Source organism: Bordetella genomosp. 5 (assembly GCF_002261475.1).
In the GTDB taxonomy this organism is placed as follows: Bacteria; Pseudomonadota; Gammaproteobacteria; order Burkholderiales; family Burkholderiaceae_B; genus Bordetella.
The window spans coordinates 81,031-95,288 of sequence record NZ_NEVN01000009.1; the positions used below are offsets into that span (position 1 = coordinate 81,031).

Below are 14,258 nucleotides of genomic sequence, written 5' to 3' on the forward strand. Positions count from 1 at the left end.
CAGCACCTGCGTCACCCTGCAGCAACAAAGAGACAAAACACCACCGGAGACAAGCCATCATGAATCGACGTTCCCTCGCACTGAAGACACTGTGCGCGGCGCTCGGCACGCTGGGCGCCGCCCACGTGCACGCGGCCGGCTTTCAACTGCTCGAACAGAACGCCAGCGGCCTGGGCAATGCCTATGCCGGCTCCGCCGCCAATCCCGAGAACGCCAGCGTCATGTACTTCAATGCGGCCGGCATCACGGCGCTGCCGGGTCGCAACGCCACGGCAGGCGTCAACTTCATCTGGCCGTCGTTCAAGTTCCGGGACAACGGCAACAGCCGCAATCCCAGCGCGCCGGGCCTGCCCGGCACCGGGCTCAACGGCAGCGTGCCGACCGGTGGCAACGGCGGCGACGCCGGCAGCCTGGGCATCGTGCCCAACGCCTATTTTTCCTGGCAGGTCAACGAGCAGTGGTATCTGGGCATCGGCATGGGCGCGCCGTTCGGTCTCATGACCGAATACGACGATGGCTGGGTGGGCCAGTACCACTCCAACAAGTTCGACATCCGCACCGTCAACATCAACCCCACGGTGGCCTACAAGGTCAACGACCAATTCTCGATGGGCTTCGGTCTGAACTGGCAGCGCATCGATGCCGAGTACAAGAAGAAGACCGTCGCGGCCCTGCCCATTCCGGGCGTGTTCAGCACCGGTGACGCCAAGCTCAAGCTCGACGACGACGCCTGGGGCTGGAACGTCGGCTTCATGCTGCAGCCCACCGAGGCGACCCGTATCGGTCTGTCGTATCGCTCCAAGATCCGCTACAAGGCGAAGGGTACGACCGACGTCGACAACATCCGGATCCCGGGCGGCACGACCGCCGTGTCCTATGACGCCACCGCGAACGTCGATCTGCCCGACACCCTGATCCTGAGCGGCGCGCATCAGCTGAACGACAAGTGGGAACTGCTGGGCGACATCTCCTGGACCGGCTGGAGCAGCATCCAGGAGCTCAAGATCAAGAACGACGGCGGCCCGACCGACACGCTGCCGCTGGGATTCCGCGACACCTGGCGCGTCGCGGTCGGGGCCAACTACAAGTTCGCTCCGCAATGGAAATGGAAGATGGGCGTGGCGTTCGACCAGTCGCCGGTGCACCGCACGAGCGATCGGCCGACCTCGCTGCCCGACACCGACCGCTGGTGGTTCGCCACGGGCGTGCAGTGGGCCCCCACGGCGAACACCACCGTCGATCTGTCGTACGCCTATCTTTATCTGCGCGACGTCGATATCGACACCACGTCCGGCAGCGCGGCCACCAAAGGCCGCGTCGCGGGCACGTATAGTGGTAAAGGCAACATCGTCGGCCTGCAGGTGTCGACGCGCTTCTGACGCCGCGTTGCACGCGGCATCCGTCCGGGGCCCCGCGGGACCCGGACGCCTACACAGGAGGTATTCGTGAGCAAGTTCACCGTCAAGCACGCCGCCGTCCTGGGCGCCGGCGTCATGGGCGCGCAGATCGCCGCCCACCTGGCCAACGCCGGCGTCCCGGTGACGCTGTACGACCTGACGGCGCCCGAGGGCGACCGCAACGGGATCGTCAAGAAGGCCCTGGCCGGCCTGAAAAAACTCGAACCCGCTCCGCTTGCGCAGGCGAGCCGCCTCGGCCTGATCCGCCCCGCCAACTACGACGACGACCTTCCGGCCCTGGCGCAATGCGACCTCGTCATCGAGGCGATCGCCGAACGGCTCGACTGGAAGATCGCGCTCTACGAACGCATCGCGCCGCACCTGGCGCCGCACGCCGTCGTTGCCTCGAATACCTCCGGCCTGTCGATCGAAACGCTCGCGGGCGCGCTGCCCGAGGCGCTGCGGCCGCGCTACCTCGGCGTCCATTTCTTCAATCCGCCGCGCTACATGCGCCTGGTGGAATTGATCCCCACGCGCCATACCGACGTGCGCGTGGCCGACCAGCTCGAAGCCTGGCTCACCTCGCGCCTGGGCAAGGGCGTGATCCGCGCGCTCGACACGCCCAACTTCGTCGCCAACCGCATCGGCGTGTTCTCGATCCTGGCCGCGCTGCATCACACCGAGCGGCTCGGCCTGCCTTTCGACGACGTGGACGCCCTCACCGGACCGCGCATCGGCCGGCCCAAGAGCGCCACCTACCGCACCGCCGACGTGGTGGGCCTCGACACGCTCGCGCACGTGATCGGCACCATGCGCGAGCATCTGCCCGACGACCCCTGGCACCGCTGGTTCCAGACGCCTGCGTGGTTGCAGGCGCTGATCGACGCCCGCGCGCTCGGCCAGAAGAGCGGCGTGGGTGTCTACAAAAAAGTGGGCAAGGAGATCCAGGTGCTGGATCCCGCCACCGGCGAATACCGGCCGCAGGCGGGCAAGCTTTCCGACGAGACGGCCGCGATCCTCAAGGAGCGCGATCCCGCCAAGCGTTTCGCCGCGCTCGCCGCGAGCCAGGATCCCCAGGCGCAGTTTCTCTGGAGCCTGTTTCGCGACACCTTCCATTACGCGGCCGTGCAGCTGGCCAGCGTGGCCGACAACGCGCGCGACCTCGATCTGGCGATGCGCTGGGGCTTCGGCTGGAGCCAGGGCCCGTTCGAGACCTGGCAGGCCGCGGGCTGGCAGCAGGTGGCTCGTGCCATCGCCGCCGACATCGCCGCGGGCCGCGCCATGAGCGACGTGGCCCTGCCCGACTGGGCGCTGGACCCCGCCCGCACCGGCGTGCATACCGAGGCCGGCTCGTGGTCGGCGCGCGAGCAGAGCTACAAGCCGCGCCCGGCGCTGCCCGTGTATCAGCGCCAGCTCTATCCCGACCGCGTGCATGGCGAAGCCCGTGACGAACCCGGCCAGACGGTCTGGGAGGCGGACGGCGTGCGGCTCTGGAACCTGCCCGCGCAAGACCCCGGCATCGCCATTCTTTCGCTCACCTCCAAGAATCACACCATCGGCGGCGAAGTGCTGGCCGGCATCCAGGAAGCCGTGGCGCGCGCCGAGCGCGACTTCGACGGCCTGGTGTTCTGGCACAGCGCACCGTTCGCCGTGGGCGCCAATCTCGAGCAGGTCTATCAGGCCTGCCAGGCCGGCGAGTTCGACATGCTCGAGCGCATGGTCGAGACCTTCCAGCGCACCTCGCTCGCGCTGCACTACGCCACCATTCCCACCGTCGCCGCCGTGCAGGGCATGGCGCTGGGCGGAGGCTGCGAATTCCTGATGCACACGCATCGCCGCGTGCTGGCGCTCGAGAGCTACATCGGTCTGGTCGAGGCCGGCGTCGGCCTGATCCCGGCCGGCGCGGGCAGCAAGCAGCTCGCCGCGCGGGCCGCCACGCTGGCGGCGGCCACCGCCACGCCCAACGAAGTGTTTCCCTATCTGCAGCCGGTGTTCCAGAACATCGCCACCGCGCAGGTCGCCAAGAGCGCGCTGCAGGCCGTCGACATGGGCTATGCCCAGGCCCACGACACCGTGGTGTTCCATCCCGACGAACTGTTGTGGGTGGCGTTGCGCGAAGCGCGTGCCGCCGCCGACGCGGGCCACACGCCCCCGCCGCCGCTGCGCGATGTGCCGGTCGCCGGGCGTACCGGCATCGCCAACTTCGAGATGGTGCTGCTCAACATGCGTGAGGGCGGCATGATCAGCGACCACGATTACCGCGTGGCCCGCAGCGCCGCCGTCGCGCTGTGCGGCGGCGAGGTCGAAGCGGGCACCCGTGTCGACGAAGAATGGCTGCTGGCCGTGGAGCGGCGCGAGTTCGTGGCGTTGCTGCGCACGCCCGAAACCCAGGCCCGCATCCGCCACACCCTCGACACCGGCAAGCCGCTGCGCAACTGAGAAGGAGCCGAACATGAGCAAGACCATGCAAGACGCCTACATCGTCGCCGCCACCCGCCTGCCGGTCGGCAAGCGCAATGGCATGTACGCCACCGTGCGCCCCGACGACATGCTGGCCGCCGTGCTGCGCGGCGCGCTCGCGCAGGCGCCCGGGCTCGACGCCAACCGCATCGAAGACGTGGTGGCGGGCTGCGCCATGCCCGAAGCCGAGCAGGGCATGAACGTGGCCCGTATCGGCCTGCTGCTGGCCGGCCTGCCCCAGTCGGTGGCCGGCGTCACGGTCAACCGCTTCTGCGCCTCGGGCCTGCAGGCCGTGGCGGACGCCGCTGCCCGCATCCGCCAGGGCGATGCCGACATCATGATCGGCGCCGGCACGGAATCCATGAGCGCGATGCCGCAGATCATGGGCAACAAAGTCGCCATGAATCCCGAGATTTTCACGCACGAGGATTCGCTCGGCATGGCCTACGGCATGGGCCTGACCGGCGAGAAGGTCGCCGAGCGCTGGAAGGTCTCGCGCGAAGACCAGGACGCCTTCGCGCTGGCCTCGCATCAGAAGGCCTGCCAGGCCATCGCCTCGCGCCATTTCGAAGCCGAGACCACGCCCTATCTGATCCGCACGCACGTGCCCGATGGCCACACCGGCGCCATCAAGGTCGTCGAACGGCTGGCCGAGGTCGACGAAGGCCCCCGGCCGGACAGCTCGGCCGAGGCGCTGGCCAGGCTGCGCCCGGTGTTCGCCGCGCGCGGCAGCGTCACGGCGGGCAACAGCTCGCAGATGTCCGATGGCGCCGGCGCGGTGGTGCTGGTGTCCGAACGCATTCTGCGCGAGTTCGACCTGAAGCCGCTCGGCCGCTTCGTGTCGTATTCGGTCGCGGGCGTGCCGCCCGAGATCATGGGCATCGGCCCGGCCTACGCGATCCCCAAGGCGCTCGAGCGCGCCGGCATCACCCAGGACCAGCTCGACTGGATCGAGCTCAACGAAGCGTTCGCCGCGCAATCGCTGGCCGTGATGCGCGAACTCGGGCTCGACCCCGACAAGGTGAACCCGCTGGGCGGCGCCATCGCGCTGGGCCACCCGCTGGGCGCCACCGGCGCCATCCGCACCGCGACGCTGCTGCACGGCCTGCGGCGCACGGGCAAGCGCTATGGCATGGTCACGATGTGCATCGGCACCGGCATGGGCGCCGCCGGGGTGTTCGAGGCACTCTGACATCGTGAAGCTGCAATGGCTCGAACGGCTGCCGCCCGCCTGGCGCGCCCCGCTGCTGCGCATCGGGTTCAATCTGCATCCGGCGTTTCGCGCCACGGGCGGACGCGTCGAGTGGGTGGCCTCGGACTTCCGCTCGCTGCGCATCCGGCTCAGGCTCACGCGCCGCACGCGCAACATCGTGGGCTCGCTCTACGGCGGCTCGCTCTTTGCCATCACCGACGGCGCGCACCCCACGTTGCTGATGCTGGCGCTGGGCCGCGACGTGATCGTGTGGGACAAGTCGGCTTCGATCCGCTACCGCCGGCCGGCCTACGACACGATCTACGCCGACTTCGCCCTGCCTGAAGAAGAGCTGGCCCAGGTGCGCTCGGCGCTCGCGCGCGACCACGAAACCACGCGCAGTTATACCGTCGAACTCAAAGACGCCGAGGGGCTGGTGTACGCGGTCGTCGAGCGCACCGTGTACATCGCCGACAAGGCCTTCTATCAACGCAAGACCTCGGGCGCCGTGCCCGCGCCCTCACCCGCGAGCGCCGACAGCTCGCCGCCCTGAGCGGCGGGGGCGCGCGGTTGCAGCGCCAACGCGATGGCGATACCCTTTGGCGGGCGCGGCATCCACGACAGGATCATGCGCCTCCCCGCCCGCAGGTTCACACGGAACGGAGCATGGAAAAACTCTGGCTGCAAAGCTACCCACCCGGCGTCCCCGCCGAGATCGACACCTCGGCCTACCCGTCGCTGGTGGCGCTGCTCGAAGACAGCTGCCAGCGCTACGCCGACAAGACGGCCTTCATCAGCATGGGCGCGACGCTCAGTTATGCCGAGCTCGACCGGCGCTCGCGCGCGTTCGCAGGCTGGCTGCAGTCGCGTGGCCTGCGCCGCGGCGACCGCGTCGCGCTGATGATGCCCAACCTGCTGCAGTATCCGATCGCGCTGTTCGGCGTACTGCGCGCTGGCTGCGTCGTCGTGAACTGCAATCCGCTGTACACCCCGCGCGAACTCGAACACCAACTTGCCGACGCGGAAGTCAGCGCGATCGTCATCGCCGAAAATTTCGCCCACACCCTCGCCGAAGTACAGGACAGGCTGCGGGTGCCGCACGTGGTCACGACCACGGTCGGCGACGAGCTCGGTGCGCTCAAGGGCCTGCTGGTCGACTTCGTGGTGCGACGCGTGAAGCGGCTGGTGCCCCCCTGGCAGCTGCCGGGGTCGGTGCGGTGGCGCGACATCGCGCGGCATCAAGGCGCAACGCCGGTGCCCCTCGGCCATGATGACCTGGCGTTTCTTCAGTACACCGGCGGCACGACCGGCGTAGCGAAGGCCGCCATGCTGAGCCACGGCAATATGGTGGCCAATCTGTGCCAGGCCCACGCCTGGGTGAGCCCGTACGTCACCGAAGGAGAAGAGTGCATCGTCACGGCCCTGCCGCTGTATCACATCTTCGCCCTCACGGCGAACTGCCTGACCTTCATGCGCCTGGGCGCCAGCAACCTGCTGATCCTCAATCCGCGCGACATCCGCGGCTTCATCCGCGAGCTGCAAAAGACGCCCTTCACCTGCTTCACCGGCGTCAACACGCTCTTCAACGCGCTGCTGAACAACCCGCATTTCGAGCAACTGGATTTTTCGAAGCTGCGTATCACGCTGGGGGGCGGCATGGCGGTGCAACGCGTGGTGGCCGAGCGCTGGCTCGCCATCACCGGCACGCCGCTCGCGCAGGCCTACGGCCTGACCGAGGCCTCGCCCGCGGTCTCGCTCAATCCGCTGCGCGACGAAGACTTCCATGGTTCGGTCGGGCTGCCGGTGCCGTCGATGGACCTGTCGGTGCGCGACAAAGAAGGCAACGAGCTCGAACAGGGCAAGGTGGGCGAGATCTGCCTGCGCGGACCGCAAATCATGAGCGGCTACTGGCGCCAGCCCGAAGAGACCGCGCAGGCCTTCTTTCCGGACGGCTATCTGCGCACCGGCGACATCGGCTACGTGGACCACCGCGGTTTTTTGTATCTCGTGGACCGCAAGAAAGATCTGATCCTGGTCTCGGGCTTCAACGTCTATCCCACCGAGATCGAAGACGTGGCCGCGGCCTGCCCGGGCGTGCGCGAGGTGGCCGCGGTCGGCTGGCCCGACGAACGCTCCGGCGAGGCCGTGAAGCTGTTCGTGATCCGCAACGATCCGCAGCTCGACGCCCAGACGCTCATCGCGCACTGCCGCAAGTACCTGACCGGCTACAAGGTGCCGCGCAGCGTGGAGTTTCGCGACGATCTGCCGCGCACCAACGTGGGCAAGATCCTGCGCCGCGAGCTGCGCCCGGCGCCGACCGACCCGACCGCGTCGGGGGCGGCCGACGCCAGCGCGTCGGGGCCGACCGGCGCCAGCGCGCCGTGACCGTTAAAAATAAAAACGCGACGCACAAAAGACAAAAGGCCTGCAAGCAATGCTTGCAGGCCTCTCGAATATGGCGCGCCCGGCAGGATTCGAACCCACGACCCCTTGGTTCGTAGCCAAGTACTCTATCCAACTGAGCTACGGGCGCTGTAAAGAGGCGAAAGTATAGCGGGTTTTTCGGAATTGTCCAAGCGCGCCGAAAACCGCCCCTCGCGCGCGCCTCAGGCCAGCGTGGGGTAGTCGGTGTACCCGCGCTCGCCGCCGCCATAGAACGTGCTCTTGTCGGCCTCGTTCAGGCCGGCTTTCTGGCGCAGACGTTCGACCAGATCCGGATTGGCGATGTAGGCCTTGCCGAACGCCACCAGGTCGGCGTCGCCGCTCGCCACGGCCTCCTCGGCAAGCTTGCCGTCGTAGCCGTTGTTGACCATCCAGGCGCCCTTGCCGCCCGCATCGCGGTAGGCCCGCTTGAAGGCGGCGTAGTCGAACGGCCGCTCGCCCTGCTTGTAATCGCGCGGGCCGCCGGTGGCGCCCTCGATCACGTGCACATAGGCCAGACCATAGCCGCCCAGCTTGCCGGCCACGTAGTCGAAGAGCGGCTGGGGCTGATCGTCGCTCGCGTCGTTGGCGGGCGTCACGGGCGAGAGCCGGATGCCGACACGGCCCGCGCCGATCTCGTCGGTCAGCGCGTCCATCACCTCGAACAGCAGGCGCGCGCGATTCTCGATGCTGCCGCCGTACGCATCGGTGCGCTTGTTGCTGCCGTTGCGCAGGAACTGGTCGATCAGATAGCCATTGGCCGCGTGCAGCTCCACGCCGTCGAAACCGGCCTCGATCGCGGCGCGGGCCGCGCGGCGGTAATCGGCCACGATGCCGGGCAGCTCGTCGAGCTCGAGCGCGCGCGGCACCGAGGTGGCGACGAAACTGCCCTTGCCCTCGGCATCGATCAGGAAGGTCTTGCTATTGGCCTGCACGGCCGACGGCGCGACCGGAGCCTGATTGCCGGGCTGCAGCGAATTGTGCGAAATCCGTCCCACGTGCCACATCTGCACCACGATCTTGCCGCCCTTGGCATGCACCGCGTCGGTCACGCGGCGCCAGCCCTCGAGCTGCTCCGGCGCGTACAGGCCCGGCACATCGGCATATCCCTGCCCCTGATGCGTGATGGCGGTGGCTTCGGTGATCAGCAGCCCGGCGCTCGCGCGCTGCGCGTAATAGGTCGCCGTGATGGGCAGCGGCACCGCGTTGGGCGAACGATTACGCGTGAGCGGCGCCATGACGATGCGGTTGGCCAGCTTGAGATCACCCGCGGTCACGGGATCGAACAGAGTGGACATGGAGTACCTCGCAAAAGAGTGAATGTGGCGATAGCTCCCGGGCGCATTAGAGATGGGCGTCCAGGTCCTGAAGAAACGCCCTGATGACAGCCTCGTCGCGCTGGTAGAAGACCCACTGCCCTACCTTGCGGGTCCGCACCAGCCCGGCGCGCTGCAACACGGCCAGATGCGCCGACACGGTGGACTGCGACAGCCCGCAGCGCTCGAACATGCCGGCACACACGCCTTCGGAGAGCGGGTGCTCCTGCCCGGCGAAATGCCGCTCCGGCTCCTTGAGCCAGCTCAGAATGTCGACGCGCAGCGGATGCGCAAGCGCTTTGAGAATGAGATCGCGGTCCATGAGGAGATCAACGTGCCATCGGGGCCCTGCCGCCGGGGTATATGTATATATCGCGATATAACGATTTACCCTTCCCGACTATAGACATCCGTGTCGGGATTGTCCAGCCGGGGCGCCGCCCCGGATTTCGCCGCAATAGACTGGGTAGATCGGACCGCTGCTCGTGGCAGAGCCCTGGCAAACCTTAGATCAATGTAGTAACGTACCTACAAATATGAGTATTGGAGCCCATCATGACCGTCACGACACTATCCAGCCGGGAGCTGAATCAAGACGTCACCAAGGCCAAAAAAGCCGCCAAGGAAGGCCCCGTCTTCATCACGGATCGCGGCAAGCCAGCCCACGTGTTACTGACCATCGAGGACTACCGGCGGTTGACTGCCGGTCAGCAGACCATCGCCGATTTGTTGGCGATGCCGGGCGCCGAGGATTGCGGACTGGAGATCCCACGGTCGCGCGATCTCGCTCGACCGGCGGACCTGTCGTGATGTTTATTCTCGACACGAACGTCGTTTCGGAGCTGCGCAAGGTGCGCAGCGGCAAGGCGGACAAACGGGTAGCACAATGGTCCGTCAGCGTGAGCGCAGCCGACCTCTTCATTTCCGTGGTCACGTTGCAGGAACTGGAAATCGGCGTCCTGCTGGCCGAACGCAAAGACCCGGTACAGGGTGCACTGCTGCGCACGTGGCTCAACCAACATGTCCTGCCGGCCTTCGCGCACCGCATTTTGCCTGTCGATGCGGCCGTCGCGCAGCGATGCGCGAAGCTTCATGTGCCCGATACGCAACCCTTGTCGGACAGTCTCATCGCCGCCACCGCGCTCGTGCACGGCATGACCGTCGTGACGCGAAACGCGGGCGATTTCGTGGCGTCGGGCGTCAGCATCCTCAATCCGTGGACCTGGGACGCATAGTCGGGGCCAATCGCCGAGGCCCGACACCCGAGCCCTGCCCCCGAACCCTGATCCTGACCCCCAATGACAAAAGGCCTGCAAGCAATGCTTGCAGGCCTTTCGAATATGGCGCGCCCGGCAGGATTCGAACCCACGACCCCTTGGTTCGTAGCCAAGTACTCTATCCAACTGAGCTACGGGCGCTGTAAAGAGGCGGAATTATACCGCGAATTCGGGCTTTGTCCAGTCATGATTACAAACGACGCAAACCCCGTCACCGCGCGCGGCCCCGTGCAAAGACAAAAGGCCTGCGAGCGATGCTCACAGGCCTTTCGGAATTTTGGCGCGCCCGGCAGGATTCGAACCCACGACCCCTTGGTTCGTAGCCAAGTACTCTATCCAACTGAGCTACGGGCGCTGCAAAGGCGTGTTTATAACATGCCCGGGTCTGTCGCACAAATCGACGGCGGCGGTCACCCTGCCGCCCGTGCCCGACAGACGCGTTCCACCCCTGCGCTTGTGCCTGACGGCCACCTGAATTACCTTGGTGAGGACAGAGACACGGCGACGAACGCCTGCCGCGCTGCGGTACGATCGCCCCCTTCCCGCTTTTCCGACCTGGCTTTGCCCGTGCCCCCCGTTTCCCGCTTTGCTCCCACGCTTCGTCCCCTCGCCCGTTTCCTGCGTCATGCCTGGCTGCTCGCCCCCGCGCTCGTGGTTGCGCAGACGCAGCCCCCCGCCGATGCCACCCTTCCCGTCGTCACGGTCAGCGGCACCCGGCTCGACACCCGCCTGATCGACACGCCCGCGTCGGTGGACATCGTCGACGGCGTGCAGCTGCGCGCCGATGCCATGCAGATCAATCTGTCGGAGAACCTCGGCGGCGTGCCCGGCCTGCAATTGCAGAACCGGCAGAACTACGCCCAGGATCTGCAGATCTCGGTGCGCGGCTTCGGTGCGCGCTCGACCTTCGGCGTGCGCGGCGTGCGCCTGTATGTCGATGGCATTCCCGCCACGATGCCCGATGGACAGGGCCAGACTTCGAACATCGACATCGGTACTGCCAGCCGCGTCGAGGTGCTGCGCGGGCCGTTCTCGGCGCTGTATGGCAACTCGTCGGGCGGCGTGATCCAGGTCTACACCGAAGACGGCGCGCGTCCGCCCAGCCTGACCGCCAGCGTGGCGGCCGGCAGCGACAACACCTGGCGCTACAGCACGCAGGCCAGCGGCGCCACGGGAACCGGCGTGGGCGACATCGATTATGTGGTCGGCCTGTCGCGCTTCACCACGGATGGGTATCGCGATCACAGCGGCGCGCGCAAGAACCTGGCCAATGCCAAGATCGGACTGCGCCCCGATGCCGACAGCCGCCTCACGTTCGTGCTCAACAGCGTGGACCTCACCGCCAACGACCCGCTCGGGCTGACCCGCGCGCAGTTCGAAAGCGACCCGCGCCAGGCCCCGCTGGCCGAGCAATACAACACGCGCAAGACGGTGCAGCAGACCCAGGGCGGCCTGCTGTACGAGCGGGCGGTCAATGCCGACAACGATCTGCGCGTGATGGTCTATTACGGCCAGCGCGAGACGACGCAGTTCCAGTCCATCCCGCCCGCCGCCCAGCTCAATCCGGGCCAGGCCGGCGGGGTGATCGATCTGCAGCGTGACTACGGCGGCGCGGACCTGCGCTGGACCTCGCGTCTGCGCGTGGCCGGTCAGCCCTTCACGCTGGTGGGCGGCCTGGCCTACGACACGCTGCGCGAGACGCGTCGCGGCTACCAGAGCTACACCGGATCGGTTGCCGCGCCCACGCTGGGCGTGAAGGGCGCGCTTCGCCGCGACGAGCGCAACGAAACCTACAACATCGACCCGTACCTGCAGGCCTCATGGCAGTTCGCCGAGCGCTGGACGCTGGACGCCGGTGTGCGCGTGAGCAGCGTGCGCTTTCGCTCCGACGACCGCTACATCGCGCCGGGCAACGGCGACGACAGCGGCTCGGCGCGCTATCGCAAGGCGCTGCCGGTGGCGGCGCTGCGCCACGCCATCACGCCGGACACCAGCGTGTACGTGTCGTACGGGCGCGGTTTCGAAACCCCCACGACCAACGAGCTTTCGTATCGCCCCGACCTGCAACCTGGCCTGAACCTGGGCCTCGCGCCCAGCGTGTCCGACAACCTCGAAGCCGGCGTGAAGACCCGACTGGGCCAGGGCCTGCTGACCGCGGCCGTGTTCCACAGCACGACCGACGACGAGATCGTCTCGGCCGGCAGCCAGAACGGCCGCACCAGTTATCGCAACGCCGGCCGCACGCGCCGCGACGGCGTCGAGCTCGCCTGGAGCGGTCCGATCGTGTCGAACTGGCGCGCCGACTTCGCCTACACCTATCTCGATGCGCAGTACCGCGACGACGTCGCGGGCAGCGGCATCGCGGCGGGACACCAGATCCCGGGCGTGGCGAAACAGGCTGCCTACGCCGCGTTGCGCTGGGCGCCCTCGCAGGGCTGGCACGCGGGCGTGGAAGGCCGTTACCTGAGCAAGATCTACGTGAACGACGCCAATAACGACGCCGCGCCTTCGTACTTCGTGGCAGCGATGTCGGCCGGCTATCTGTGGCACGTGGGCCCCTGGACGCTCGATGCCTTCGCGCGCGTCGACAATCTGTTCGACCGCCGCTATGCCGGTTCGGTCATCGTGAACGAAGGCAACGCGCGCTACTTCGAGCCTGCGCCGGGACGCACCTGGGGCGCCGGCCTGACGGCCTCGTACCGGTTCTGATCGCCGCGGGTGCGGCACGCCAGGCCGGGCGCCGCGCACCGCTAGCCGCGCGCCGCTAGCCGCGCGCCGCTCGCCGCGCGCCGCTCGCCGCGCGCCTCAGTTGGCGAAGCGCAGGCGGGCGAAGCTTGCGAGGCTCGCCACGCCGGCGCATGCCACGCCCAGCCACAGCGCGGAGACCGTGCCCTGCTGGCCCGACATGTGGAAGCACGCGGCGACCAGCGCGGCACCCGACGACTGGCCGAGCAGACGCACGGTGCCCACCATGCCGCTCGCGCCGCCCGCGCGGCCCGGCGGCGCCGCGCTCATGATGGCGCGCAGATTGGGCGATTGAAAAAAGCCGAAGCCCGCGCCGCAGACGGCCATGCGCCAGGCGATGTCCCACACCGACGGATCGGCGGGCATCAGCGCCAAGGCCAGCATGCCCAGCGCCATGACCGCGAGTCCGACACCGCCGAGCAGACCCGCCGGATGCCGATCCGACATGCGGCCGGCCAGCGGCGCGACCAGCGCCACCACGACGGCCCACGGCGTGATCAGGAAGCCGGTCTCGACCTGCGTGTAGCCCAGGACCTGCTGAAACAAAAACGGCAGCGAGACAAAAGCCAGTGCCTGCGTGGCGAACGAACAGATCGCCGTGGCGGCCGACAGCGCGAAGACCGGACGGCGCAGCAGATCGACCGCGAGGATCGGCGCGGGATGACCGGCCTGCCGCCACAACAGCAGCGCCAGGCACAGCGCGGCGCCCGCGAGTTCGGCCGTCACGCGCAACGGCGGCGCATGATGCGCCAGCTCCGAGAGGCCCAGCACCAGCAAGGCCAGAAAGCCCGCGCACAGCACGGCCGCGCGGGCATCGAAGCGGTGACCCGAACGTTCGGTCGCGGGCAGGCCTCGCAAGCCCAGCACCACCGCGATCAGACCCAATGGCACGTTCACGAGAAACAGCCAGTGCCACGAGCCGTACAACAGGATGACCGAGGCCACGGTCGGACCCGCCGCGAAGGCCAGCCCCACGACCAGCGCATTGGTGCCGAGCGCGCGCCCCAGCGAATGCGACGGGTAGATGAAGCGCACCAGCGCGCCGTTCACGCCCATGATGCCGGCCGCGCCCAGCCCCTGCATCGTGCGGGCCAGCACCAGCTCCGGCAGCGTGGTCGAGAGGCCGCAGGCCAGCGACGAGGCGCTGAACAGCAACAGCCCGCCCATATACATCTTGCGATGCCCGTAGACGTCGCCCATCGCGGCGGCGGGCAGCAGCGCCGCGACCATCGCCAGCTGGAACGCGCTGATGACCCAGATCGACGAGGAATCGGCGGCGCCGAGGTCGCGCGCGATCGTGGGCAGCGCGGTGTTGGCGATGGCGGTATCGAGGCTGGCCATCGCCACGGCGATCATCACGGCCAGCATGGCGCCCAGGCGATGCTCTGCGGGCAGGCCGTCGCCGGCCGGGTACAACTCGTTGCGGGAGAAGGACAGCATGATCGGACGC

The 14,258-nt window shown here is 67.9% G+C and carries 11 protein-coding genes and 3 tRNA genes; 8 read left to right on the forward strand and 6 right to left on the reverse strand.

All coding sequences use genetic code 11. The features are described 5' to 3' along the window. Window positions 1–59 precede the first annotated feature (59 nt). The 5 genes from CEK29_RS16750 to CEK29_RS16770 all read left to right on the forward strand — a co-directional run bounded on the left by CEK29_RS16750 (window position 60) and on the right by CEK29_RS16770 (window position 7,434). Entirely contained in the window at window positions 60–1,379 is a 1,320-nt protein-coding gene (locus CEK29_RS16750; RefSeq protein WP_094802316.1) for an OmpP1/FadL family transporter, read from the forward strand. 66 nt (window positions 1,380–1,445) lie between these two features. Beyond that, window positions 1,446–3,836 carry a 3-hydroxyacyl-CoA dehydrogenase/enoyl-CoA hydratase family protein gene (locus CEK29_RS16755; RefSeq protein WP_094858766.1) on the forward strand — a complete coding sequence of 797 codons (2,391 nt, stop codon included), beginning with the start codon at window positions 1,446–1,448 and terminating at the stop codon, window positions 3,834–3,836. Between the two features lie 13 nt (window positions 3,837–3,849). Further along, the gene (locus CEK29_RS16760) at window positions 3,850–5,049 is read left to right on the forward strand and encodes an acetyl-CoA C-acyltransferase (RefSeq protein WP_094802318.1); all 1,200 of its coding nucleotides are present in this window, start codon (window positions 3,850–3,852) and stop codon (window positions 5,047–5,049) included. A gap of 4 nt (window positions 5,050–5,053) precedes the next feature. After that, entirely contained in the window at window positions 5,054–5,602 is a 549-nt protein-coding gene (locus tag CEK29_RS16765; RefSeq protein ID WP_094858767.1) for a PaaI family thioesterase, read from the forward strand. A 113-nt stretch (window positions 5,603–5,715) separates the two neighbouring features. Beyond that, window positions 5,716–7,434, forward strand: a complete 1,719-nt coding sequence (locus CEK29_RS16770; RefSeq protein ID WP_094858768.1) for an AMP-binding protein — start codon at window positions 5,716–5,718, stop codon at window positions 7,432–7,434. Between the two features lie 71 nt (window positions 7,435–7,505). On the opposite strand, the gene CEK29_RS16775 is transcribed toward CEK29_RS16770, so the two are convergent. From CEK29_RS16775 to CEK29_RS16785, 3 genes are all read right to left on the reverse strand, one after another. Then, window positions 7,506–7,582: transfer RNA gene (locus CEK29_RS16775), tRNA-Arg, on the reverse strand. Between the two features lie 73 nt (window positions 7,583–7,655). Beyond that, window positions 7,656–8,768 carry an alkene reductase gene (locus CEK29_RS16780; RefSeq protein WP_094858769.1) on the reverse strand — a complete coding sequence of 371 codons (1,113 nt, stop codon included), beginning with the start codon at window positions 8,766–8,768 and terminating at the stop codon, window positions 7,656–7,658. A gap of 46 nt (window positions 8,769–8,814) precedes the next feature. After that, window positions 8,815–9,108: an ArsR/SmtB family transcription factor gene (locus tag CEK29_RS16785; protein ID WP_094802322.1), complete on the reverse strand. Its 294-nt coding sequence runs from the start codon at window positions 9,106–9,108 to the stop codon at window positions 8,815–8,817. A gap of 233 nt (window positions 9,109–9,341) precedes the next feature. Between CEK29_RS16785 and CEK29_RS16790 the strand changes: the two genes are divergently transcribed. Together CEK29_RS16790 and CEK29_RS16795 are read left to right on the forward strand one after the other, a co-directional pair. Continuing rightward, window positions 9,342–9,596, forward strand: a complete 255-nt coding sequence (locus CEK29_RS16790; protein ID WP_094802323.1) for a type II toxin-antitoxin system Phd/YefM family antitoxin — start codon at window positions 9,342–9,344, stop codon at window positions 9,594–9,596. Then, window positions 9,593–10,021 (forward strand): type II toxin-antitoxin system VapC family toxin, encoded by a 429-nt coding sequence (locus CEK29_RS16795; RefSeq protein WP_217903886.1) that lies wholly within the window; start codon window positions 9,593–9,595, stop codon window positions 10,019–10,021. Before CEK29_RS16790 ends, CEK29_RS16795 begins: the two co-directional genes overlap by 4 nt. A 106-nt stretch (window positions 10,022–10,127) precedes the next feature. Here CEK29_RS16795 and CEK29_RS16800 read toward each other — a convergent pair. Together CEK29_RS16800 and CEK29_RS16805 are read right to left on the reverse strand one after the other, a co-directional pair. Further along, window positions 10,128–10,204: transfer RNA gene (locus tag CEK29_RS16800), tRNA-Arg, on the reverse strand. A 137-nt stretch (window positions 10,205–10,341) separates the two neighbouring features. After that, window positions 10,342–10,418, reverse strand: a tRNA-Arg gene (locus CEK29_RS16805). A 212-nt stretch (window positions 10,419–10,630) separates the two neighbouring features. On the opposite strand from CEK29_RS16805, the gene CEK29_RS16810 reads away from it, so the two are divergent. Then, entirely contained in the window at window positions 10,631–12,772 is a 2,142-nt protein-coding gene (locus tag CEK29_RS16810) for a TonB-dependent receptor family protein (RefSeq protein ID WP_176456926.1), read from the forward strand. 96 nt (window positions 12,773–12,868) lie between these two features. Here CEK29_RS16810 and CEK29_RS16815 read toward each other — a convergent pair whose 3' ends face one another. Next, window positions 12,869–14,248 carry an MFS transporter gene (locus tag CEK29_RS16815; RefSeq protein WP_094802326.1) on the reverse strand — a complete coding sequence of 460 codons (1,380 nt, stop codon included), beginning with the start codon at window positions 14,246–14,248 and terminating at the stop codon, window positions 12,869–12,871. Window positions 14,249–14,258: the final 10 nt, after the last annotated feature.

Excerpts from the sequence above, each read along its gene's own strand:
- CEK29_RS16815 (WP_094802326.1), bottom strand. The coding sequence starts at position 14,248 with ATGCTGTCCTTCTCCCGCAACGAGTTGTACCCGGCCGGCGACGGCCTG.
- CEK29_RS16760 (WP_094802318.1), top strand. The coding sequence starts at position 3,850 with ATGAGCAAGACCATGCAAGACGCCTACATCGTCGCCGCCACCCGCCTG.
- CEK29_RS16785 (WP_094802322.1), bottom strand. The coding sequence starts at position 9,108 with ATGGACCGCGATCTCATTCTCAAAGCGCTTGCGCATCCGCTGCGCGTC.
- CEK29_RS16770 (WP_094858768.1), top strand. The coding sequence starts at position 5,716 with ATGGAAAAACTCTGGCTGCAAAGCTACCCACCCGGCGTCCCCGCCGAG.
- CEK29_RS16750 (WP_094802316.1), top strand. The coding sequence starts at position 60 with ATGAATCGACGTTCCCTCGCACTGAAGACACTGTGCGCGGCGCTCGGC.
- CEK29_RS16780 (WP_094858769.1), bottom strand. The coding sequence starts at position 8,768 with ATGTCCACTCTGTTCGATCCCGTGACCGCGGGTGATCTCAAGCTGGCC.
- CEK29_RS16790 (WP_094802323.1), top strand. The coding sequence starts at position 9,342 with ATGACCGTCACGACACTATCCAGCCGGGAGCTGAATCAAGACGTCACC.